A 24,374-nucleotide genomic window follows, 5' to 3' on the forward strand; every position below is an offset into this window, starting at 1 on the left:
TCATGGAGGAGAGTCCCATCACGGACGCGGTGCTCGGGGGCCGCGTTCTCACCCTCCCCCGCCCCAACGCGGTGGAGCCGGTGTCGCGCGGGCGCGTGGAGCCCCTGTGCGTGGAGGAGGTCCGGAGCCTCGCGGCCTTCGATGCCATGGAGGCCGAGTGGAACGCGCTGGTGAAGCGCGTGGACGACCAGGTGTTCTACCGGCACGAGTTCGTGCGCTGCTGGGTCGAGCACTTCGCGCCCGGTGCTGCCTTACGCATCCTCACGGCGAGGAACGCGTTGGGCGTGCTGGTGGCGGTGCTGGGGCTCCAGGAGGAGCAGGGCCACCAGTACGGCGTGCCGGTGCGGCAGTTGTCGTCGCTGACGAACAAGCACTCGTGCCGCTTCGACCTGATTGCCGACGAGCCCCGGCGCGCCGCGGTGGCCTTCCTATCGCATCTGATGGGCGACCCCAGCTGGGACGTGCTGCGGCTGTCGGACGTGCCGGAAGGCGGCGCGGCGTGGGAGCTGCTGAGCGCGGCGAAGGGCGCGGGGATGCCCTGCGGCGCGTGGCCGAGCGCGCGCTCGCCGTACTTGCTACTGCCCTCCACGGTGGAGGCGTGGACGAAGGGCCGCAGCAACGCGAAGCCGCTGCGCAGGAGGCGCAGGCGCCTGGAGGAGAAGGGCCGCGTGGAGGTGGAGCGCGTGGCCGAAGTGGAGGGCCTGGGGTCGAGGTTGGAGGAGGCCTTCGCCCTGGAACAGAGCGGCTGGAAAGCGCGGGAGGGCACGGCCATCGCGCAGGCGGAGCACCGGCGCGGCTTCTACACGGGGCTCGCGCGCACGGCGGCGGAGCGCGGCTGGCTGGGATTGTATTTCCTGCGACTGGACTCGCGGCCCATCGCCTTCCAGTACGGGCTGGAGTACGGCGGCCGATATCTGGCGATGAAGCCGGGCTACGACGAGACGTTGTCGGAGGTGAGCCCGGGGCATCTCTTGACGGAGAGCCTGATCCAGGACTGCATTGGGAGGGGCGTGGGCGAGCTGGACTTGCTGGGGGACGACGCCCCCTACAAGCGCGAGTGGACGGACCAGGTACGACAGCACCACTGGCTGTTCATCTATCGGGACACGTGGATGGGGCAGACGTTGCAGCGGTCGAAGTTCCGCTGGGCTCCAGTGGCGAAAAGGATGGTGGGCAGATGGGTCCGACGGCGCTGACGTTCTACCGGGCCGCGAAGCGGCTCCAGGCGCACCCGAGGCTCGCGAACGTGGTGGCCACGGTGGGTGACCGGATCCACAACAGCCACGTGGACACGAAGGCGGTGCTCCACCCCACGGTGGAGCTGGGCTACGGAGGCATCGGGGTCATCATCGCGCCGGGCGTGGAGATTGGAGAGCGCAGCTTCATCTCCCAGAACGTGAGCCTGGAGCCCCTGCCCGGAGTCGACGGAGTCCCGCGCGTGGGCCGCGACGTCTACATCGGCGTGGGAGCCCAGGTGCTGGGCCCGGTGGTGATTGGAGACGGAGCGAAGATTGGCGCCAACGCCCTCGTGATGGAGGACGTGGTGCCAGGAGCCACCGTGGCGGGCATTCCCGCGCGGGAGCTGAAGCAGAAGGCCCCGCCCACGGGGACGTGAAGTTCAGCCGCCCTTGGGCATATGCGTCCGTGCGAAGCCAAACCCCCAGCACACGACGCATCGGCGCAGACACTCGAGCTTATGGCGAGTAGCTCGACTTGATAGCGATGAAGTTGCCCGAGCCAGGAAACGGCGCCAAACCTGCGTGTGACAGGGCTCGCAAACGTTCGAGACGGCGCCAAGAATCCATCACGAACGCACTGAAGGCCCCGAAGCCAAGAACCACGGTGGCTGAGCCTCCAGTGCTCGCGCCGAAGAAGCAGGGCCCTCCAATGACGCCGTGAGCATGCCTCCAACGAGTACGGCCTATTGTGTTTCTCGCGGATGCAACTCTGCACAATACATACCACTTGGTCCAGGGTCATGCATCGCGCACACGAATCCCTCTGGGCATCCCCCTGACTTCGTCCCGCAGCGTTTCACACAAGCAGTCTCAACAATTGTTCGCCCCTGCGCGTCCCGTCTCCCGCTCCAATCGACACAACTCCAGCCCTCACCGCACATAACGTCGGCAACACACTCAATGCGAATTGAAACCATAAAAAACAGCCCATAAACCAAGAAAGACAAGCAAACCAACCCAACCAGCAACACCACAACCCGACCTACTTGTCCCTTGTCACCCACCAAAACACTCATCCGTAAGCCCTGCCGCATATCCACTCACACCCATGAACATACCCCTCATGAATCCCGGATCTTTCATCCAAGTTGGATACTCGGGATTCGTCCTGGGATCTGGCCCCATGTACTGTTTATACGCGTGAAACGACTCATGAAGCAGAGACTTTGCCAGCAACTCCTTATGCTCCTCTGAACCCGAATAGCACAACCCATAGCGAAACTCAGCCCAAACCATAATTGGCCCAATCCCAAACTCACCTTCCCCTCCCCTAGGCCCCACAGCCATAACAACACCATAATTATCCCCTCCGAGCCTTGGAGGGGCCGTAGGGAAAGGAACACCGCCATGTCGCGTTAGCGACGTGGCAGGAATATCAACAATAAACGCAGGGGGCCCCATACCATCCGCAAGTATCTCGCAAATCTTTTGAGGCACTTTACCAGGGCATCCGCACTTCTGCGCTCCAACATCGCAACCCGCCGCTTGCCTCGCGCGCTGGAGAGCTTGAGACCAGTTGGGGCATACATCTTCGGGAGTGCCATCGAGAACGTAGAGTCCAGTAGTGTCGGACCGCCTTACCGGATTACTCTCTGCGTAGCCATACACAGGCCAAGATGCGGCCCTTGCCCCCATCGAGGCCATCGGCTCTGCCTGCAGGTATTGCCCAATGTCCGGATCATAATACCTGTTCCAATTCTCAAACAGGTCAGTCTCAGCGTCATGATATTGACCTGGGAACCGTAGTGGCACCCAGTAGGGCTGCCCGCCCTGTTGGTAGCGCTGATATTCATAGCCTTCCGCCACGACCCCGACCGAGGGCGGTGTCCCAGACATCCCTGTCGTCACCAGCACGGCCGAAGACTTCCCCTGCGTAGGAGTAATCCAAGGCGTCCAAACATGCCCCTCTGCCGTAGCGCTCAGTGAAGGCGCCAGAGTCGCACCATCCGTTTGATTGCGCAGTTCCACATGAGCCACATTCGCCGTGCCCAACAGATGGAATAGCGCGCGTTCCCGAATCACCACACCCCCATCCTCGGGAACCGGCTGATTCATCTCCGCAAGGAGCAGTTCCTGCGGAGTTCCTCCGTCCAGGCCAGGAAGCGGATGGAGGGAGTCCTGATACAGAGACACCCGATTGACCTTGCCAAATGGCTCGTAGTCAGCGGCACCTGCGACTTTGGCGGCGGCATCGAAAATTACGATTGCCTTTCTAAGCGCATCCGTCACCGGGAAATACACGCCGCATGCAGCAGCCTCACCATTACGGGAGCAGTCCCCCACCGGGTTCACGACGCGTGCCCTCTCCGATGTCAACTGACCGCGCACTACCATGATTGGCCGATCGTCCAGCCACACATAGGTGTCATCCACATAATGAGTAAAGCCCCCCACTGGCGGTGACACCGATGAGTTGCCCCGATCAACCAGAAGCGAATGGTCTAGATCGTAGAAGAATTCATCTTCTACCGTGGTCGGATAGCGCTTGAGCCGCCGCCGATTCATCGCGTCGTAGAAGTACTCGTAGGTACTTCCATTGACATCCACTGAGCGAAACACCGTCTCCGACGCCCCCCCCACGGACGCACCGTGGTTGAACTGCAACTGGTACACAGGCGTCCCCGCGACTTCCACCCAGCGCTTCCCGATGGTCCGGCCGTCCAGATCATACGAATACTGGTAATCCAGCATCGAACCAGCAGCGCTCCCCTGCCTGCGCTCAAGTCGGTCAACCAGGGCTCCAGTGCCATGAGTCAAGGTCAGCGCTGTTCCATCCTCGACTTGACTGATCCGGTTGCCGCGCCCGTCATACCCATAGCTCCGGGAGCCGACTGTCCCCCCCACTGCGGCGACATTCCCAGCGGGACGGGTGACGTTCTTGAGCCGACCAAGTCCGTCGTATTCATACTTCACGGTCGTGGGAGTCGGCCCTCCCAGGAGGCACGTATCCTCCTGGATGATCTCATCCCCCTTCCAGGTATACACCCGCCGGTACAGATTCCCCGTACCTCCCGACCAGGAGAACCCTGCGGACGAAACCCAGACATTGCGCTGGCGCCCCGTAAAATCCGGATAGGGAGGCGCCGCTTCCGAGCATGGCGACACAGGGGGTGCATCACGGTTGTTTCCGAGCGCGTATTCCACGTAGAGGGGATTCGCGGCCCCTGGGGAGTTGACCTTGTAGGAACGGAGGCCCGCATAGGGCTCCCACAGGATGTCCGACACACTGGCGAGCGCCGTCCATGCACTCCCGCTCCAACGCTCGACCGTGACAGTTCCAACGCGGTCCGAAGGCACCGTGGTGTTGGGGTAGAAGCGATACCCGTAGGTGACACGATGCCCATAGGGGTAGGTCACGGACAACAGGTCACCTGACGTGGAATACGCATAACTCGTATGCAGTGTGCTTGCCGGCGTATCACTCGGGCACGTGAACGTGTTCCCCGCGGAACGCCTCACCCTGATTTCCTTCGTCACCCGACCCCAAGCGTCATACGACAGCCAGGTCTGTCCAAAGGAGTCATTCCGGAAAAGCATCCGGCCTTTAGTATTCACGGGCTGCGGGCAGCTGGAATCTGGCGTCGCGGAGTTGTCGTAGCCCAGCGTGTAGAGCGTCTCGATGAGCGGCGCGGAACCGCCCACGACACGCGTCGCGGACAAACGTCGCCCCATCGCATCGTAGGCATAGGCAAGGTGCTCTCCATCCGCGCGCATCTGCGGCGTCTGCTTCGCCAGGAGATTGCCGGCTGCGTCATAGTCGTAGCGCGTCCACCCATCGCCCCCCTGCCAGGGCAGCTTGACCGCGATGACTCGTCCGAAGTCGTCGTATCGATAGGTGGACTCAGGCTGAGCACAAGCAGAGCAGTCCCCACCCGAGCCTGTGGCTGGACACCCCGTGCGCACCGTCGCCATGTTTCCGTGCGCATCGTAAGACATACACGTCCGTGTTCCCCCCGTCCGCGTTCCAATCTCCGGATACTCATCCACGCCGGTCAACCGGTCCGCCCGGTCGTAACTCATCGCATTACAAAGCGGTGACACAGGCCGGCCGTCCACATCCAATCCACCGCACAACGCAGGAGGCGAATTGTAAGCGAGGCCCACGCCAATCAATCGGCTCGCTCCATCAAACAGCTTCGGACGGATGTACCAGGGAGGATAGCCGCCGCCTCGTCCTCCCACCAACTCGTAGGTGGGATTTCCATTCATGTCTACCTGGAGGCTGCGCTGCCTGCGCTCGATATCCGAGCCGAAGTTGGAATGGAATGTTTCTCGCTTCGGTCGCTGGTCCGCCCCGTAATCGTACTGGACTTCCTCACTCCAGGTGTAGCTGTTCAAAAACGCCTGCTTGGCTCGCAGCGTGAGTTTCCCCATCCAGCCGCTCGTACAATGGCCGAACCCTGAACCGCGGTAGCAGAAACGCTCGTAATCACCCCGTGGGAAGTGAACGGCCGTCATCATCCCGTTGTCATAAAGGTATTCCCAGGTCGCCCCCTGCGTCGTGATGGAAGTGACCCGGTCCTCCTCATAGGCATAGGTCGTCTCAATGCCGTTGGGGTCCGTGACGCTCCGGGGATTTCCCCGCACGTCGTAGTTCGCATACTGGGTCTCCAGCGCCGTCTGCCCCGAGCACCCCGTCGCGGAGGTCACCTGCGGATAACGGGAGACCTTCTTCAGGCGGTTGGCATTGGAGTTGCCCGTCCCTGCTGACCAGTACTCATACTGGATGACGGGAATCGTCGCGTTGAGTGTTGCAGAGCAATCTGTGGCCGTGGGGCCACTCACCCAGCACGGGCCATGAACCTCCAGCACCCGGCCCAAGGCATCATCAGTCGTTCCTCCCGAACACACCTGACGCGTGAAATAGAAGGTCGCCTGATGCTTGAGCACTGGCACTGGAGCCGCGCCACCCGAGCCCAGCCCCTCCGTGTAGCCACTTCGGATGACCGCCTGGAGCCGATTCGTCAGGGGGTCGTACACATTGCGCTGAACAGCGTCGGCGCCAGTTTGGAGAAGCGACACCTTCTTCTCCTCGACGCGCAGGCGCTCTCCCAGAACGACCCCGGCTCCGGCGGTGCTTTCCTCGTATGTATAGTGGGTGGTTTTCAGGGCCCCTGTCCCGTCAGCGGCGGTCGCGCCGACTGCCAGCGTGCGGAGTTCCGGCAGAGTGGACGTGCTCGCCCCCGTGGGGACCACCCAGTCACGGGTCGTCCAGGCGCCATTCCAGTCCTTCTTCGCACGGTTGACGACGACACCGTTGGACAAGGTGCTCCAGACATACTCCTGCATCCGGGTGCAACTGGTCCCGGAACATCCCACCCCAATGCTCTTGACCCGGGGGGCTCTCGCGAAGCCCGTCCGCTCCTGGACGTAGTTCCGCCCCTCGTAACCCGCGTACCCACCGCCGTTCCCCTGGTAGCCATATTTCACCACCGTGCTCGAAATCCGCTCCAGGCACTCCGGCGAGGAACTGGAATCACATGCCCCGGTGGCCCGGGTGGCCATCTGCACGTTGATGTCGAACCAGCCACTCAAGGACTCGGAATCATACGTGACATAGCCATTCTGGTAGGTGTGCTGCGTCTGGGCAGTACCGCCTCGACTGACCTTCCAGGTAGGAGCACCCGTGTTGTCCTGATACTCATACTTCTCGATCATGCCCCCGCGTTGAGGCCACTTCGCCTGGGCGATGCGCCCTCCGACTTCGCTCACCGATCCGGTGGGCGCATAGGTGTATTCCACGAGTGGCATCAGCACGCCGGCGTCGCCCATGAGTGACACACTTGCGAGGACGCATTCCTCTCCGATTTCCGCACGTGCGCTGGGCAGCTTCTTGTAGATGAAGCGCAGGCGGGTCCCCTCCGAGGAGCTGACCTCGTGAAGAAAGGGAACTCCTGCCGTTGCTCCGGCGCCCCCCCCAGGACACGTCAGGCCAGGAGGCGTGGCATAGCTCAAGGTGGCACGAGTCCGGGGCAGACCGCCTGGAGCCGGGTGCTGGGCATCCTCGATTCGCGTCAGGAAGTAGCGGGTGTCAGAGAAACTGGCGCTGCCTGTGGGGATCCAGAGCGCTTCGAAGAAGAAGCGCCCTTCGCCAGGCTTGTGCAGGACGAAGTAACCGGTGCCGGTACCGGTGCTCTCCCAGACCAGCCGCGCCGGAGTTTCATTGGAGCCGGATGCGGGCTGTGCAAGGCACGACGTCGCGGAGCGGGTGCACCCCGTGAACTCGAGCAAACTCCCGCTTCCCTCACGCAGCTTCCAGGTTTCGCCTCCACCGCTGCCCACGGAATGGACGAAGCTGTAGAAGTTGTGCCACCAGTGCAGCGACTCGCGGCTCTCTGCGGCGGCTCCAAACGGGCGCGCCAGATACGGGCCTCCGAGCTCGCCCAGGCTCTTCTGGTGGGCCCACTTCCTCACGGATGAGACATAGACACGTTCCAGTGAGAGTCCCCCCACCGTCCCTTTGAGCTCCACGTCAGTCACCGGGTGACGGGTCCCCCGCGACGCAACGATGACAGGGTCGCCTACCAGCCCGGGACCACCCACGCCACTACATACATCGTCCTCATCCTCGTCATCACAGGCGGAGTAGTCGCTGTACTTGCACTGCGCTTGGTTGTTGATGGGCTCCCCCGAGGGAAGAACTCCATCAACCTTCGCCTCACAGTACCCCGTCTTGCAGACATCATCCGGAGCCGTGCACTCGGTGCCGAGATCGCACTCCCAGTCCGGTCCGTAGCAGCTTTCATTGAGGACCTTGAACGCCGCATAGTTCGATCCACAGGTGATGCCGGTAGGGCAGCATGTATAGTTGCCAATATCCGTCTGACTTCCATTCGGAGGATAAAGGCATGTCTGCAGATGACACTCCCCATTCGGGTCATTGCCATTGCAGTACAGCGCCCCTGTATTGCCGTTGGCATCAGGACAGGTGCAAGTCCACTGAACCAGTGTGTTCCCACCACTGGGAGGAGGCGCGCAGAAACTGAACGCGCCGTAGGCCAGGACGGTGTCTGGCATGAGCAGGAGGCCTGCCAGCAGCAGACCCATGACGTACGGACCGCGCTGGCTCATCGTGTTTCCAGAGAAATCATTGAAATCCATCTCGACATAATGATTTAGCCTGACCGGCAGACCGGATTGCGCTTCAATGTGCAGCGGTTCTGCCTTCAGGGAAGACAGACTCGAGCCGAAGGATCCGTGGGGTGAACCTGCGCGCATCGCCAACCATTGGAACAGGGGCGCCTGGCGTCACACGGCTCCGTGCAGACATAGCCTGCATCCCGCTGCGCGCCGACGTGCACACAGAGCCCGGACGCACAGTCGGAGACGCCGCCCGTAGAGCAATCATGTCCCAGCGGGAACCCATTGCTCGAAGCATTGGCCTTGAACCGATGCTCCGACAGGACCGCTGCGGTTGCCGGGGAACTCTTGACTGCAGCGGGCTTGGCAGGGCTTTCGCTGCACCCCATCCCTCCACCCATCAGCACCATCAGCAGGGCGAGCCTTCTCCTTCGGCTCGAACCCTTCGGTTCAGCTCGCAGACAATCATGCCACATTTTGAGTTTGTGCCTCGTCTGTACTTTTACACAGAACCGGACAACCCGGCCGCAGTCCGTCTATTCACAAACGGACATACCACAGAACTCGCTCACTCTGCGTGCACAATCGCCGTGAGGGTCCAGAGAGGTGCGCCCATGCAGGCGTCAGGGGTTGCGCTTTGGCAGCCCCCATCAAGGGGACGGCGCATTGACGCACGACGCGGGCAACGATGCCAGGCTGGCGCATCCCGCGTCGGCTCCTCCGAGAGGAGTTGTCCTTCTCACCGCGGTGCTTTTCGAGCGTGAGGCTTCAGCTGCCCTTGGGCATCTTCAGCGCCATCGCGACCAGCGAGAGCGTCAGGTCCTCGGGCTGGTAGGGCTTGAACGGGTTGAGCGTCGTGCCGGTCGAGTCCAGGTGATCCAGCCCGGACAGCGTCACGGACTTGGAGCCGGGGATGAACGCGTCCTGCGGGAGCACCAGTCCGTCTGACTTCACGCCGTAGCGCTGCTGCATGTACTCCTCCATGAGGAACAGCGGCGACGTGGGGTTCGCCGTGGTGGAGGCCATGCTCACGGTGGGGATGCCCTCGGGCATCGGGTGCTTCGCCAGGAACGCCTTGCGCGAGTCGTACGTCAGGTCCTCACCGGCCTGGATGCTGCCACCCAGCGCCTCGACCGCGCCGCCCACGCCGTAGCGCACCAGCGGGTTGTCCAGCAGATCCTGCGCCATGGGCGAGCCGCCGTACGGCGACTGGATGGTGACCAGGGCGCGCACGTGCTCCTGAATCTCCGGGTACATCGACAGCGCCGCCGCCGAGTCCAGGCCACCCTTGCTGTGGCCGATGAGCACCACCTGCTTGCCGTTCTTGGAGGCCTCCAGCACCGCCTGACGGACGATGGCCGCGTTGTGCTCCACGCCCATGTCCGTGTCGACGGGAACGCGGCCCACCTGCAGGCCCTGCGCTTCGAGCGCGTCCAGGTTCTTGTCGAAGTAGACCTGCTTGGGCGCCGCTTCCGACAGCAGGCCGCCCACCGCCAGGAACACGCAGTCCTTGGCCTCGGGCGGCATCACGTTCTGGCCCGCGCGCACGGCCTGGTTGATCTTCATGAACTCCGCGGTGGAGTCCTTCGCCGGCGGATACGCCTTCTGGATCCAGCCGATCTTGTCCGCCTCGCCCTTGCCAGGCCAGGGGAGCGGAATGCGCAGGGCATTGACCTGCTGCGCCCCGACACGCGCACCCGACGTGAAGCTGTCCCCCTTCACGATGGCGTTGAAGCCCTGAGGCCCCGTCGCCCGGGCAGGAGCCTCCGGAGCAACCCGCGTCTGCGTGGACGGCGTGAGGCTGGTGGGACGCGTGACCTGGACCATGAGGGGACCTCGGAAGGGGGAGCCGAGTTGAGCAGTGGAGAGGCTTGCCTACATTGTCGGCAAATGACGCTGGGAGTTGCGTGCCCTGTTTCAAGCCGTGAGAAGCCGAGACTCCGGGCGCGTGGCGCAGCGCGGCGGTCCTGACTCCCAGCGGTGCTGCCTGCACGCTGGCCGGGCTTACTGTTCAGCGCTGAACGGATTCATGCAGTCGCGTTGTTGTTGTGGCCCCATGCACAAGGTACCAAGCCCCATGAACCTCCCCCTGCGTCCCAGTGGCATTCCCGCGGTGGGGGACCTGCCCTGGGGCTCCCACTTCTGCCAGTTCTACGGCGACCGGGATGACCTCGTGGACTCGCTGGTCCCCTATTTCAAGGCGGGCCTGGAGAACAACGAGCACTGCCTGTGGGTGACCTCCGAGCCGTTCGGCGCCCAGGACGCCCGGACGATGCTGCGCAACGCCGTGCCCGACCTGGATCAGCGGATATCGCGGGGCCAGATTGAAATCATCGACCATCGCGACTGGTACATGCAGTCCGGCGGCAAGAGCGCTGACGAGGTGCTCCAGGGCTGGGTGGACCGCCACGGACGAGCGCTCGCGCAGGGGTACGCGGGGCTGCGCCTGACGGGGAACACCTACTGGCTGGAGCGGAAGGACTGGTCCGGCTTCGTCGATTACGAAGCCCGCGTCACCGACACCTTCAGGAGCCACAACATCATCGGGATGTGCAGCTACTGCCTGGACCGGTGCGGCCCGATGGACGTGCTCGAGGTGGTCCGCAACCACCAGTTCGCGCTCATCCGTCAGGCGGGCGAGTGGGAGCTGATTGAGAGCGCGTCGATGAAGAGCGCGAAGGCGGAGCTGCACAAGCTCAACACCGAGCTGGAGCAGCGCGTGCGCGAGCGGACGGCGGAGCTCCAGCACGCGCTCCGGATGCGCGAGGAGTTCCTCTCCGTGGCGTCGCACGAGCTGAAGACGCCCATCACCTCGCTCCAGCTCTACGTGGAGACGCTGCTGCGCGCCAACCACCGGGGCACGCTGACGCCCGACCAGGCGGCGCCCAAGCTCCTGCGGGTCAAGGAGCAGTGCGGGCGCCTGGAGAACCTCATCAACACGATGCTCGATGTGTCCCGGGCCTCGCTGTCGGACGACCCGTTGCCCATCGAGCCGGAGCCCATGGACCTGGCGGAGATGGCGCGCAGCGTGAGCGAGGACTTCGCGGAAGGGCTTCAGCGCGCCGGCTGCCGGCTGCGCGTCCAAGCGGACAGCGCGGTCGTGGGCCACTGGGACCGGATGCGCCTGGAGCAGCTGGTGACGAACCTGCTGTCCAACGCCATCAAGTACGCCCCCGGCACCGACGTGAAGCTGTCGGTGCACGCCAGCGAGGGCAGCGCCACCCTGGTCGTGAGTGACGGCGGGCCGGGCATCCCAAAGGAAGCGCAGCAGCGCGTCTTCGAGCGGTTCGTGCAGCTGTCGCCGAAGTCCCACGCCGGAGGCTTCGGGCTGGGGCTGTGGATCGTCCGGAGCATCGTGGACGCGCACGGCGGGAGCATTGAGCTGTTCAGCAGGCCGGGAGAAGGAACGACCTTCAAGGTCGTGCTCCCGACGCGCTGAGCACGGAGGCTCGACTCCGAAGAAGCAGGAGTGAGGTAGAACAGGAGGCATGCTCAAGAAGCTCCACCTGCAGAACTTCAAGGCGTGGAAGGACACGGGCGACATCCAGCTCGCGCCGCTGACGATGTTCTTCGGGACGAATAGCTCGGGGAAGTCGAGCATCCAGCACTTCCTCCTCCTGCTGCAGCAGACAGCACAGTCGCGAGACCGGAAGCGGGTGCTCCACCTGGGCGATGAGAGCACGCTCGTCGACATGGGCACCTTCCCGGAAATGCTCTTCCGCCAGGACACTGCCGCGCTCCTCCGCTTCAACATGGAGTGGAGCATGAGGATGCAGCAGGAAGGAGGACCGGACACCATCTCCTTTGAAGCCCTGATTGGCCAAGAAGACAAACAGTCCGCCAGAGTCGAGGTCAAGCAGTTCATCTACCGACTGAATACGCCTCATTCCACGCACTGCGTCGGCATGGCCAGGCGCACTCATGGGCCAGGGTACGAACTGCTTCTGGAGAACTGGGGGCCCCCCAGAGAAGGGACTGCCAGCAAGGTGCTCTCAGCCCCCAGCCATTTCTATGCTTTCCCCCATGAAGCCGAAGCCCACTACAAGTCCCTCGGCGATCTCGACAGCCTTGCGCTCGCTCTCGAAGACCAACTGGACGCAATCCAGTATCTGGGGCCACTGCGACAACCTCCGCATCGAACCTATCTCTGGTCGGGTGAGGCCCCCGAGAGCGTAGGCGATGACGGCAGCCTCGCGGTTGCAGCGCTTCTGGCTTCGAATGAGCGCTCAATCCAGGTGGAGGGCCACCCTGCCCGTCCTTTCGCGCAGTTGATCGCGGAGAGGCTGGTCAGCATGGGCCTGCTGGACTCCTTCGAGGTGCGGCCCATCGCCCCTCATCGCAAAGAATACGAAGTCTTTGTTCGCACGCCTGGCAGCCCGATGGCGGTTCGTCTGCCGGACGTCGGGTTCGGTGTGTCCCAGGTCATGCCTGTATTGCTTCAGTGTTTCTACACCGAGCCCGGCTCCACGCTGCTCTTCGAGCAGCCCGAGCTCCACCTTCATCCAAAGGCACAGACGGAGCTCGCGGACGTTTTCATTGATGCGATTCACGCCAGTGAGGATGGGAAGCCTCGAAACATCCAGCTGCTCATCGAGAGCCACTCCGAGCACCTCTTGCGCCGGATCCAGCGGCGCATCGCGGAAGGGAAACTGCGGCCGGAGGAGACCGCACTCTACTTCTGCTCACCCGGGCCTGATGGCTCACGCATCGAGAAGCTGAAGCTTGACGAATACGGCAACATCATCAATTGGCCGAAAGACTTCTTCGGCGATGACATGGGCGACCTTGTCGCGATGACCGAGGCGGCGATGAAGCGCCAGCAGGAGCAGGACCCGCAATGAACGCGTCCCCTGCGCTATTCGTCGTCGACACCAATGTGCCGCTCACCGCCAACAATGCGAACACGGTCAGCCCCGCTTGCGTTCAGGCCTGTGTCCGGGCGATCAACGCAGTAACCCAGAGCGGACGCATCGTTCTTGATGACGACTGGCGCATCATCAACGAGTACAAGCACAAGCTGTCTTCTACAGGCCAACCAGGAGTGGGAGACCGATTCCTCAAGTGGGTCCTGACCCATCAGGCCAATCCGGCTCGCTGCGCCCAGGTCTCGCTGACGCCACGCCAGGACGATCCCCGCGACTTCGAGGAGTTTCCCCGCGACGAAGCGCTTGCCGGCTTCGATCCAGCGGACCGCAAGTTCGTCGCGGCGAGCTGTGCCCACGAGGAGCGACCGCCCATCCTGCAGGCAACGGACAGCAAATGGTGGGGGCTGCGGAGAGAGTTCGAGCGCTGTGGGGTCCGCGTCCACTTTCTCTGCCCAAGGGACATCGAGGAACTCCACGAGCGCAAGGGTGGGGAGTGATGGCTGACGACTTCTTCAAGTTCCCCCACACCCCGCACCTCGCCTGGCTCTCCGCCAGGCCGGTACGCCATGACAAGGTGCTCTCTCCTCCCGAGGCGCGCGAATTCCTCGATGGCGAGGTCCTCATCGAGGAAAAGGTAGACGGGGCGAACCTTGGCATCTCCATAGGCCCTGGCGGCGAGCTGCGAGCCCAGAACCGCGGCGCCTACCTCGGTCCCGGAGCATCCCCCCAGTTCCAGCCGCTGTGGCCCTGGCTGGAGACGAGGCGCCAGCAGCTTGTCGAGACACTGGGCCAACACCTGATGCTCTTTGGCGAATGGTGCTTCGCGGTCCACAGCGTGCACTACGACGCCTTGCCCGACTGGTTCCTCGCCTTCGACGTCTACGACAAGCGGGCCGGGCGATTCTGGTCCGCCCTGAGACGAGACGCCCTCGTGGCCTCGCTCGGCCTCGCGGCTGTGCCCATCGTCGCGCGCGCGCATCTCACGGCGGACGACGTGGTGAACCTGCTCGGTCCTTCGCGCCTCACTCATGCGCCCATGGAGGGCCTCTACCTCCGCCGTGATGAGGGTGACTTCCTGCTCGCGCGCGCGAAAATCGTCCGCCCCGAGTTCGTCCAGGCCATCGAGGAGCACTGGTCCTCGCGCCCCATGGAGCGAAACGCCTTGGCTGGGCGCTGACATGGCGAGGGGCGGTGGCGGAGGGGCTGGCCTGGCCGGGCCCCTGTCCGCTCCCCTGCCCCCCGGTCGTCAGCCCTGCCTACATGCCCCGTCCCACAGGGGATGACCCGTCCAGGAACTGCTGCGCCCGGCCCTCTTGTGGCATATACCCACACCATGCCTTCCGCCCTCACCGCCTCCCAGATCCGCGAGGCGTTCCTCCAGTTCTTCGAGGAGCGCGCCCACCGCCGTGTGGCCTCCTCTTCGCTGGTGCCCGTTGGCGACCAGACCCTGCTGTTCACCAACGCCGGCATGGTCCAGTTCAAGGACGTCTTCACCGGCCGCGAGCAGCGCGACTACCGCCGCGCCACCACCTCGCAGAAGTGCGTGCGCGCCGGCGGCAAGCACAACGACCTCGACAACGTGGGCTACACCGCGCGCCACCACACGTTCTTCGAGATGCTCGGCAACTTCTCCTTCGGCGACTACTTCAAGGCCGACGCCATCGCGTTCGCCTGGGAGTTCGTGACGAAGCGGCTCGGCCTGGCCATCGACCGGCTCGCCGTCACCGTGTTCAACGGCGAGAACAACATCCCCTGGGATGAAGAGGCCTTCGAGCTGTGGGCGAAGCAGGGCGTGTCTCGCGACCGCATCCTGAAGCTCGGCTACAAGGACAACTTCTGGGCCATGGGCGACACCGGCCCGTGCGGCCCCTGCTCCGAAATCCACTACCACCAGGGCGACGACATCCCCTGTGTCGAAGAGGCCGCGGGCAAGAAGTGCCAGGGCGTCGCGTGTGATTGCGACCGGTGGCTCGAAATCTGGAACCTCGTGTTCATGCAGTTCGAGCGCAAGGAGAAGGACGCGCCGCTCATCCCGCTCCCCAAGCCGTCCATCGACACCGGCGCCGGCCTGGAACGCATCGCGTCCGTCGTCCAGGGCAAGCGCTCCAACTACGACACCGACCTGTTCCAGGGCATCCTCGCCACCGTCAGCCAGCTGTGCGGCAAGCCCTACACGCAGGAGACCGGCGCTTCGCAGCGCGTGGTCGCCGACCACGCCCGCGCCACCGCGTTCCTCGTGGCCGACGGCGTCCAGCCCTCCAACGTGGCGCGCGGCTACGTCCTGCGCCGCATCATGCGCCGGGCCATCCGCCACGGGGATCAGCAGCTGGGCATCAAGGAGCCCTTCTTCTTCAAGGTCGTGGACCGCGTCATCGAGCTCATGGGCGACGCGTTCCCCGAGCTGCGCGACGGCCGCACCTTCATCCTCGAAGTCGCGAAGCACGAAGAGGAAGGCTTCCGCCGCACGCTCGACCGCGGCCTCAAGCTGATGGACGAGGAGCTGGCCAAGCTCCAGGCCTCCGGCGGCAAGATGATCTCCGGCGACGTCGTCTACCTGCTGCACGGCACCTACGGTTTCCCCTGGGACCTCACGCAGATCATCGCGCGTGAGCGCGGCTACGACGTGGACCTGGAGGGCTTCAAGGTGCTCCAGGAGAAGGAGGCCGCCAGCCAGGACTTCCACGGCGAGAAGAAGTCCACCACGGAGGTCTTCCAGACCGTGCTGTCGCGCACCGCTCCCACCCAGTTCCTCGGCTACGAGGGCGAGGGCCACGAGGGCGAGGGCAGCGTCATCGCGCTGGTGCAGGACGGCGTGGAGGTGCCGCAGGTCTCCGCGGGCGCCACGGTGGACGTGGTGCTGGACCGCACGCCCTTCTACGGCGAGTCCGGCGGCCAGCTGGGCGACACGGGCCGCATCGTCGCGCACGGCGGCAAGACCGTGGCGCAGGTGAAGGACGCGCAGCGCCCGGTGCAGGGCCTCATCGTCCACACCGTGGAGCTGAAGGAAGGCACGCTGAAGGTCGGCGACATGGTGCAGACGTCCGTGGACGTGGAGCGCCGCAAGTCCATCCGCGCGAACCACTCCGCCACGCACCTGCTCCACAAGGCGCTCAAGCGCGTGCTCGGCGAGCACGTGAAGCAGGCGGGCTCCGTCGTCGCGCCGGACTTCCTGCGCTTCGACTTCTCCCACTTCTCCCCCGCCACCCAGGAGCAACTGGAGCAGGTGGAGGACCTGGTCAACACCTGGGTGCGTGACAACGCGGATGCGCAGACGCGCGTCATGAACATCGACGACGCGAAGAAGTCCGGCGCCGTGGCCATGTTCGGTGAGAAGTACGGCGAGACCGTGCGCGTCGTCACCGTGCACCCGGAGTCCACGGAGCTCTGCGGCGGCACGCACGTGAAGCGCAGCGGCGACATCGGCCTGTTCAAGGTCACCAGTGAGAGCGGCGTGGCTTCCGGCGTGCGGCGCATCGTGGCCGTGACGGGCGTGGGCGCGCTCCAGTTCGTCCGCGAGCAGGAGCACGAGCTCAAGAAGGTCGCGGCGCTGCTGCGCACGAACCCCAAGGAGGTCGCCACCCGCGTCGAGGCCACCCAGAAGCGCGTGAAGGAGCTGGAGCGCAAGGTGGAGGAGGTCTCGGTGAAGGCCCAGTCGGCCTCGCAGAAGGACCTCATGGACCAGGCGCGCGAGGTCAACGGCATGAAGGTGCTGGCCACGCGCGTGGACCCCGCGGACGACAAGGTGTTCCGCGGCATGGCGGATCAGCTGCGCGACCGCATCGGCTCCGGCATCATCGCCATTGGCGGTGAGAAGGACGGCCGCGCCGTCATCCTGGTGGCGGCCACGAAGGACCTCGTCGCCAAGGGCATCAGCGCGGGCAACCTGGTGCGCGAGATGGCCAAGGAAGTGGGCGGCAAGGGCGGCGGCAAGCCGGACATGGCGCAGGCCGGTGGCCCGGACGCGGACAAGCTGCCCGTGGCGCTCGAGAAGCTCTTCGAGCTGGTGAAGGGCGCGAGCCCGGCGTGAGTCCCCGCGCTTCATCCCGCACCCTGGCGTTCCTGACGGCGGCCCTCCTCCTGGGGGGCTGCTCGAAGGAGACCTCCACGTCCGAAGGGGGCCAGGAAGCCGACGCGCGCACGCTGCAGAAGCTGCGCGCGGAGGCGGACCGGGTGAAGCAGGGCGGAGCGCCGGCCACGCGTCCGGCGCCGCCCCAGCAGGAGCCCGAGGAGTCGAAGCTCGCGGGCCTGGCGGCGGGCATGGGCGACAGCGGGCCGCGCAAGCTGCGGCTGCCCGAGCACAACGACACCGTGCACGTGGACACGGTGGCGTTCAAGGTCACGGGGCTGGAGACGTCGCACTCGGTGAAGGGCGGCTCCGGCAAGGTGGGGCTGGGGCTCACGACGGAGGACCTGTTCCTGCGCGTGGAGCTCATCACCCAGAACGTGGGCGGAGCGCCCGCGCCGCTGACGTTGGATGGCGCGAAGGTGACGGACGCGAAGGGGCAGACGTATCCGCTGGCGCGTGACGCGCAGGCGGTGGCCGGCACGCGTCCCCTGCCCACCACGTGGGCGCCCGAGCAGCGCACGGAAGTGGTGCTGCTGTTCGAGGTGCCGCCGGACGCGGTGCAGGACGATGGGCTGGCGCTCGTGGTGCAGGGCTCCGGCGGGGACGTGCGGATCCCCTTGCGATGACCGGGCCGGCCCCCAAGCTCCTCCCCCTGCGCATCCGACTCCCGTACACAGGGGAGGAGGAGTTCATCGAGCGGTATGGCTCGAACGTGGGGCGCGGTGGGGTGTTCGTGGCCACGCGCGCGCTCAAGCCCGAGGGCACGGGGCTGGCGTTCGAGTTCGTCCTCGCGGACGGCACGCGGCTGTTGCGCGGTGAAGGCGTGGTGCTCAAGGCACAGCCGGACGCGGGCAGTGCGCGCACGGGCATGACGGTGCGCTTCACCAGGCTGGACGCCGCGAGCAAGGCGCTCATCGATCGCATCGTCGCGAGGCGGAGTGGGACGGTGGCGCCGGTGGTTTCACCTGCCGCGCCGTTGCCGCCAGGGTTGGTGCGCCGGACGCCGGCGGCACGGCCTGTCACCCCGGTGCCCGTGCCGGAGGTCTCCCGCGAGGAGGCGAGGACGCCGAAAGCGTCCATGACGTTGCCGGCGGTGAAGCTGCCTGTCGTGGAAGCGCCGCCGGACCTGGCGGAACCGGATGAGCCGGTGTCGCTGTTTCCGGAGCACGCGGCGGAAGAGGAAGAAGAGCTCGCGCCACTTCCGACGGTGGACTTCCCGAGGACGCCTCGGAAGCCTCCGGTCGGTGTGGACGAACAACGGGCGACGCAGGAGATGTTCACGGTCCAGCCGAGGCCTCCTGCGCCGGGTGAGGCCCCGGCCACGGAACGGACTCCCGCCGCTTCTGGCACCTTCGCGGCCGTGATGCCGCCCCCGGTTGAAGCCGGGTGGGCCACGGAGCCTCCGCGAGTCGAGGCTTCCGAGGGCGCATCGACTGCGTCCGAGGCTGATGACGGCAGTGCGGGCGAAGCGTTCACGCCCGCGTCAGTGGATGCGTTTGACCCGAACGCCGTGCTCGGAGCCACGCATTCAGAGTGGAGCTCCGCATCCGCGATAGGCGAAGCGGAAGCAGCACGCGTTGAAGCAGCCTCGGCGTCTGGCGAGACGCAGGCTGACGCGGCTCCGTCATTCGACGTCGACCTCAGCATGGAGCCGGATGAGGCTCCCGCGCCCGCGGAACCCGGTCCCTCGTTCGCATCGGAGGCCCATGCGACGCAACCGGAGGCAACGCTCGCGTCAGCGGTGCCGGACTCCGGCGCCGGAGAAGACCTTTCCCAGACGACGCCGCAGCCGGAGGACTTCTCTTCAGCGGATGCTTCGGGTTCCGATGCCGTGGAAGAGGCACCTCTTCCCGAATCCGTCGCGACGTCGAGCCAGAGGGAGGCCGACCGCCTTCGTGCATGGGGCATCGACCCGGACTCCCTTCCGAGCGCACTCAGCACGAAATCCGAGGACGTGGATCCGTTCAGCGCTGCGCTTGAGCAGGCTGTCGGCACCACGGAGCCCGTTGACGACGCGCAAGCCGTCACGACATCGGCGGATGCTCCTCCAGACCGGGCGCCCGTCTCCGCGGCTCCAGAGGAAGAGGACGCATCGACGGTCGTCGTGGTCGAACTGCCGACCGAAGATGCGTGGACGGCGCTCGTTGGGTCCTCCGCCCCTTCTTCACCTGAACCGGCGCCCGTCCAAGCACCCGGGCAAGACGAAGCACCCGCTTCGGCTCTGGATGCGGAAGCCCATGAAGAGACGCGGTCCGCATCCACGGCAGCACTGGCCACGGTGACGACCGAAGAGACTCCGGCTCCAACGGGTTCCACTCCGCCGGACCTGGACTCCTCGGACACGCTCGCTTCCGGAACCGAGTCGCCCGTCGAGGAATCGACGTCCCTCCAGGTTTCCGCGCAGGACTCCTCGTCACCGGCCGCTTCGGACGAAGACCCCCAGCCTGGCGCTACCGAAGCTGCCGGTTCGGTCCGCTCGACTTCGGAACCATCACCTGCGCGGGCCGAGCCGCAGCAGGCATCGTCCATTGAAGCCACCACGCCCATCAGCGCGGCTTCGGGACAACCGCCTCCCCAGGCATCGGCCGCGACAGAGCCCACGCGTGCCAGCGATGCCACCTCCGCACAGGAGCAGCCGCAGCCCTCCGCATTGGCCGCGACAGACTCCTCGCGCGCCAGTGACACCAGCGCGGACTTGCCTCAGCCTTCGACCGCCCCCATCAGCACGGAGGTGGAACAAACGCGTCCTTCCGCATCGGCCGCGACAGAGTCTTCGCGCTCCAGCGAAGCCACCTCAGCGAAGGAACAGCCGCAGCCATCCGCATCCGCCGCGACCGAATCCGCGCGTTCCAGCGAAGCCGCGCTCGTCGGCACGGCCTCGGAACAGGTGCGTCCTTCCGCATCGGCCGCGACTGAATCCCCGCGCGAGTTCGACACCGCCGCGCCTGGCAGCACGGGCTCGCCTCAGCCATCCACATCGGCCGCGACTGAATCCCCGCGCGCTGGCGACACGGCTTCGGAACAGGTGCGTCCCTCCGCAACGGCCGCGACTGAGTCTCCGCGCGCTGGCGACACCGCTGCGCCCATCAACACGGCTTCGGAACAGCCGCAGCCTCCCGCACCGGCCGCGACAGAATCCCCGCGCTCCAGCGAAGCCGCGCCCGTCAGCACGGGCTCGAACCCAATCTCCGCCGAGCGGCCCAACGAAGCCACAGCGCCCGTCAGCACGGGCTCGCCGCAGCCTCCACGCACCGACGAAGCAGCACCTCCGACCTCGGACACGCAGAGCAGCGCCGCCTCCGCGCGCAGCCGCCGCCGCACGCTCTTCGACATGGCTCCCGCCGTGTCCGCTGCGCCTCCCGCGGCGGCGGAGGTCGTGCTCGGCATCGACGTGGGCACCTCGCACGCTCGCGTCGCCGCGTTCATCGACGGCGTCGCCACGCCCATCCCCATCCCCGGCACCGAGGGCACGGGCCTTCCCTCCGTCATCGCGGTGGACGCCGGGGGAGCACTCCTCGTCGGCACCGCCGCCCTCGTCGAAGCCGCCCGCGCTCCCCGCCGTGCCACCGCCGGCCTCAAGCGCCTGCTCGGCGTGCGCGCCCGCTCCCCCAACCTGCGCTGGCTCTCCCCGCAGCTCCCCTTCTCCGTCGCCACCGACCGGCACGGCGACGCGGGCGTGGAGATCGGTGACCGGTTCGTCGCCCCCACCCTCCTCACCGCGATGCTGCTGCGCGAGCTGCACCACGCGGCCACCACGCACCTGGGCCGCAAGGTGACGCGCGCCGTCCTCTGCGCGCCGTCCCACTTCACTGAACGCCAGCGCGCCGCCCTTCGCGAAGCCGCCACCATGGCCGGACTGGACGTGCCCCGCGTCCTCACCAACAGCGCCGCCGCGGCGCTCGCGTACGCCCACGGCCGGGGCCTGGCGCGCAAGCGCGTCCTCGTCGTGGACCTGGGCGGCGGCGGCCTGGAGGTCTGCGTCGTGCAGGTCACCGGCGATGACCTGGAGGTCGTCACCACCGGCGGCGACCCCACCCTGGGCGGCATGGACTTCGATGGCCGCATCGCCGAGGCGCTCGTCAGCGACCTCGCCGAACAGGGCCACCCGCGCCCGGAACACCCGCTCGACTGGGGCCCCCTGCGCACCCTCGCCGAAGCCACCAAGGAGTCCCTGTCCTCGCGGGACGCCGTGGACGTCACCCTGCCCACCGGCCCCGGCCCCAGGCTCGACCGCGAGCGCGTGGAGGCCCTGACCGCGGACCTCGCCCAGCGCGTCGTCTCCGTCACCCGCGAGGTGCTGGAGTCCAACGCCCTGTCCCCTCAAGGACTGGACGCCGTGCTCCTCGTGGGCGGCCAGTCCCGCTCTCCGCTCGTGCGCCGCCGCCTGGAGGAGAGCCTGGGCGTGCCCGTGCGCGACGACGACGTGGACGCCCGCACCGCCGTGGTGCGCGGCGCCGCGCTGCTCGGCCACGCGCTCCTGCTGTCGGAGACGGGCAAGCCCGCCGCCAGCGTGTCCGAAGTCCTCACCTCTCCCATCGGAGTCGCCGAGGACGCCGGCACCTTCCGCCGCGTGCTGGAGCGCAACACCCGCCTGCCCACCGCCAAGACGCTGGTCATCCCCGTCACCGTCCCCGGTCCGCTGTCGCTCGCCTTCTTCCAGGGCACCGCCGCCACCGCCGTGGAGAACGAATGGCTGGGCGCCCTCACCCTCACCGTGGAGCGCCCCGGCGAGGTGGAGGTGCACCTGGAGCTGTCCACCGACGGCACCATCGCCTTCAGCGCCACCCTGCCCGGCGCGAAGCGGCAGCCGGTGACGCTCGCGACGGAGGACCTGGATGACGCCTCCCGCGATGCCATCATCGCCCGCTCGCCCTTCCACTCCGAACCGGAGGCCCGGCCGAGCGGCCTGCTTTCCGGTTTGAAGAAGCTCTTCGGCCGGCGCTAGAGGCCCCCGGTCCCCTGGCTCCACCGCGCGGGCAGGTGCGCTGTCGGGCCCCGCCGTCCCAGCTTCCATTCCAGGTCCCACACTTCAAGCGGGAGGAACCTGGTCATGAGACGGACTTCGATGGTGGCAGGACTGGTGGTGGCCGGAACGTGCGTGGCGGGGCCGGCCCTCGCGGTGGACGCGACCGAGGTGTCACGCAAGCTCAGCTTCAGCGAAGAAGACGCCTCGGCCGGCCTGGACGTGGGCGTGGGCCTGGGCGGCTTCACCGGCGACCTGGGCGATGAGACGGGCGTGGGCGCGCTGTTCAACATCACCGCCAACGCCCAGCCGTGGAAGTACATCGGCGTGGAGGCCGGCTACGAGGGCCAGAACATCCCCATCGACGATGCCCGCGTGCTCGGTGGCAACAACATCTGGCGCAACAACGGCACGTTCCTGGGCAAGCTGGGGCCCGTCATCGACCACAAGTGGCACCCCTTCGTGGGCGTGGGCCTGGGCCTGAGCTACCTGCACGCGTCCTCGGGCTCGCAGGACGTCTACAACAATGACTGGCAGACGGAGATGCCCCTGGCCGCGGGCATCGAATACCGCATGGGCCACCTGTCCGCGGGCGTGCGCGCCACCTACCGACTCGTCGGTGGCGAGGAGCTGTTCGAGGTCCCCGGCACCAACGATGACGCGAAGGGCAGCCTCTTCAACGGCAACCTCACCGTGGGCGGCCGCTTCTAGCGTCCTCTTTCCGCGTCCGCGGCACACCACCGCGGACGCGGCGTCACCGCCTCACAGCTCGAAGCGCGACATCAGCACTTCCGGACGCGGATCTTCCCTCCACGCCTCCAGCACCGCCTGCGCCGGGGACCGGCCCGAAGCCGCCACCGCCTCCAGCGGCGCCAGCAGCGGCGCGTCCTCCGGATCCAACCGCTGCAGCCCGCGCTTCGCGATGGACACCATCTCCGCGGCCAGCTGGTGCAGCGCGTGCGGCCCCAGCTTCCCGGCCAGGCCCTCGCGGCGCGCGGTGTCGTGGAACGCCAGGTGCTCCGTGAAGGTGAGCCGCGGCAGCAAGAGCTCCGCCTCCGACAGCGCCTGCGCGTCGTAGAGGATGCCGCGCCACAGGGCGCCCAGGGCCCCCGTCATGGCCGCGCTGGCACAGTCCGCGCCGCGCACCTCCAGCACCTTCTTGAGCCGCACCTCGGGGAAGAGCGTGGACAGGTGGTCCGTCCAGTCCCCCATGTCCGGAGGCTTGCCCTCGTAGCCCTCCTTCATGAGCTGACGGAAGGTGAGCTTCGGGTGGCGGTACTCGCCATCGCGGCGCAGGAACAGGAGCGGCGCGTCCAGCGCCCAGTCCACGTAGGCCTTGTAGGAGAACGAGCCGTCGAACCAGGACGGCAGGTAGCCGCAGCGCGTGGGGTCCACCTCTTCCCAGACCCGGCTGCGGAAGGACATGTAACCGGAGGGCTTGCCCTCCAACAGCGGGCTGTTGGCGTACAGCGCCACCAGGAGCGGCGTCAGGCGCGCCACCGTCACCGTCTTGCGCACGCAGTCCGCTTCATCCGCCCAGTCCAGCGACACCTGCCCGGTGGACGTCATCAGCATCATGTTCAGCGCCAGCCGGCCCCGCTCCGGCAGCGTGCGGCGCATCACCTGGTAGCGCGTCTTGGGCATCCAGGGCATGTCCACGCCCCCAGGCCCTGGCGTCCCCACCGGCCGGTAGCCCAGCGCCACCAGCCGCAGGCCCAGGCTGGACGCCGCCGCCTTCGTCTCCTCCAGGTGCGCCAGGTTCTCCTGGTGCGCCTCGCGCGCCGTGCGGAAGGGGCTTCCGGACAGCTCGAACTGGCCGCCCGGCTCCAGGGAGATGGCCGCCATGCCACGCTGCAGCGCGATGACGGGCGACTCGGGCGTCTCCCGGAAGCGGTCGTAGCCGCCCGGGGCGATGCGCTCCAGCAGGGCTCCGATTCCGTTCGGTCCCTCGTAGGCCGGGGGCTGGGCGGACCCCACCGGATAGATGAACTTCTCGTGCTCCAGCCCGAGCCGATGCTCGGTCCGGGGCTTCTCCGCCTTGCGAAGCTCTTCCACCAGGGGAGCGGCGGAAGTGAGGGGCTCGGAGGCCACGCGCTTGAGGTCGAGGGACATGTGGGCGCCCTATATAACGGGGCCCGCCTCCCTTGCCCTCATTTGAGCAC

15 protein-coding genes and 1 pseudogene are annotated in these 24,374 nt (G+C 66.3%); 11 read left to right on the forward strand and 5 right to left on the reverse strand.

Annotated features, from left to right (window positions below; translation table 11 throughout):
- Window positions 1-2: 2 nt before the first annotated feature.
- Together D7X55_RS03135 and D7X55_RS03140 are read left to right on the forward strand one after the other, a co-directional pair.
- Window positions 3-1,196 (forward strand): GNAT family N-acetyltransferase, encoded by a 1,194-nt coding sequence (locus tag D7X55_RS03135; RefSeq protein ID WP_199746841.1) that lies wholly within the window; start codon window positions 3-5, stop codon window positions 1,194-1,196.
- Window positions 1,178-1,615 (forward strand): serine O-acetyltransferase, encoded by a 438-nt coding sequence (locus D7X55_RS03140; protein WP_121722184.1) that lies wholly within the window; start codon window positions 1,178-1,180, stop codon window positions 1,613-1,615. Before D7X55_RS03135 ends, D7X55_RS03140 begins: the two co-directional genes overlap by 19 nt.
- A 619-nt stretch (window positions 1,616-2,234) precedes the next feature.
- Here the strand turns inward: D7X55_RS03140 and D7X55_RS03145 are convergent.
- Complete coding sequence (locus D7X55_RS03145) at window positions 2,235-8,456, reverse strand: RHS repeat-associated core domain-containing protein (protein ID WP_233609528.1); 6,222 nt, start codon at window positions 8,454-8,456, stop codon at window positions 2,235-2,237.
- 630 nt (window positions 8,457-9,086) lie between these two features.
- The gene (locus tag D7X55_RS03150) at window positions 9,087-10,145 is read right to left on the reverse strand and encodes a triacylglycerol lipase (RefSeq protein ID WP_120547914.1); all 1,059 of its coding nucleotides are present in this window, start codon (window positions 10,143-10,145) and stop codon (window positions 9,087-9,089) included.
- 250 nt (window positions 10,146-10,395) lie between these two features.
- Here D7X55_RS03150 and D7X55_RS03155 point away from each other — a divergent pair, with 250 nt between their 5' ends.
- The 7 genes and pseudogenes from D7X55_RS03155 to D7X55_RS03185 all read left to right on the forward strand — a co-directional run.
- The gene (locus D7X55_RS03155) at window positions 10,396-11,757 is read left to right on the forward strand and encodes an MEDS domain-containing protein (RefSeq protein ID WP_158616200.1); all 1,362 of its coding nucleotides are present in this window, start codon (window positions 10,396-10,398) and stop codon (window positions 11,755-11,757) included.
- 49 nt (window positions 11,758-11,806) lie between these two features.
- Entirely contained in the window at window positions 11,807-13,159 is a 1,353-nt protein-coding gene (locus tag D7X55_RS03160) for a DUF3696 domain-containing protein (RefSeq protein ID WP_121722186.1), read from the forward strand.
- A complete protein-coding gene (locus D7X55_RS03165; protein WP_199746842.1) occupies window positions 13,156-13,680 on the forward strand; it encodes a hypothetical protein in 525 nt (174 codons plus the stop codon). The genes D7X55_RS03160 and D7X55_RS03165 overlap by 4 nt, the downstream gene beginning before the upstream one ends.
- Window positions 13,680-14,360: an RNA ligase family protein gene (locus D7X55_RS03170; RefSeq protein ID WP_121722187.1), complete on the forward strand. Its 681-nt coding sequence runs from the start codon at window positions 13,680-13,682 to the stop codon at window positions 14,358-14,360. Before D7X55_RS03165 ends, D7X55_RS03170 begins: the two co-directional genes overlap by 1 nt.
- 156 nt (window positions 14,361-14,516) lie before the next feature.
- Complete coding sequence (alaS, locus tag D7X55_RS03175) at window positions 14,517-17,210, forward strand: alanine--tRNA ligase (RefSeq protein ID WP_120547927.1); 2,694 nt, start codon at window positions 14,517-14,519, stop codon at window positions 17,208-17,210.
- Window positions 17,207-17,875 carry a hypothetical protein gene (locus D7X55_RS03180; protein WP_120547910.1) on the forward strand — a complete coding sequence of 223 codons (669 nt, stop codon included), beginning with the start codon at window positions 17,207-17,209 and terminating at the stop codon, window positions 17,873-17,875. Before alaS ends, D7X55_RS03180 begins: the two co-directional genes overlap by 4 nt.
- Window positions 17,872-18,165: pseudogene (locus D7X55_RS03185) on the forward strand (TIGR02266 family protein); the annotation flags it as partial. The gene D7X55_RS03180 and the pseudogene D7X55_RS03185, both read left to right, overlap by 4 nt.
- Window positions 18,166-19,949: 1,784 nt before the next feature.
- Here the strand turns inward: D7X55_RS03185 and D7X55_RS44470 are convergent.
- Window positions 19,950-20,186, reverse strand: coding sequence for a hypothetical protein (locus tag D7X55_RS44470; protein ID WP_233609531.1), 237 nt, complete (start codon window positions 20,184-20,186; stop codon window positions 19,950-19,952).
- A 27-nt stretch (window positions 20,187-20,213) separates the two neighbouring features.
- A complete protein-coding gene (locus tag D7X55_RS44475; RefSeq protein ID WP_233609534.1) occupies window positions 20,214-20,582 on the reverse strand; it encodes a hypothetical protein in 369 nt (122 codons plus the stop codon).
- Between D7X55_RS44475 and D7X55_RS44480 the strand changes: the two genes are divergently transcribed.
- A complete protein-coding gene (locus D7X55_RS44480; RefSeq protein ID WP_121722191.1) occupies window positions 20,581-22,194 on the forward strand; it encodes an Hsp70 family protein in 1,614 nt (537 codons plus the stop codon). The genes D7X55_RS44475 and D7X55_RS44480 overlap by 2 nt on opposite strands.
- 105 nt (window positions 22,195-22,299) lie before the next feature.
- Window positions 22,300-22,923 (forward strand): outer membrane protein, encoded by a 624-nt coding sequence (locus tag D7X55_RS03195; RefSeq protein WP_121722188.1) that lies wholly within the window; start codon window positions 22,300-22,302, stop codon window positions 22,921-22,923.
- Window positions 22,924-22,974: 51 nt separating this feature from the next.
- On the opposite strand, the gene D7X55_RS03200 is transcribed toward D7X55_RS03195, so the two are convergent.
- Window positions 22,975-24,324, reverse strand: coding sequence for a glutamate--cysteine ligase (locus D7X55_RS03200; protein ID WP_120547908.1), 1,350 nt, complete (start codon window positions 24,322-24,324; stop codon window positions 22,975-22,977).
- Window positions 24,325-24,374 lie beyond the last annotated feature (50 nt).

Source organism: Corallococcus sp. AB049A, from assembly GCF_003668885.1.
In the GTDB taxonomy this organism is placed as follows: domain Bacteria; phylum Myxococcota; class Myxococcia; order Myxococcales; family Myxococcaceae; genus Corallococcus; species Corallococcus interemptor.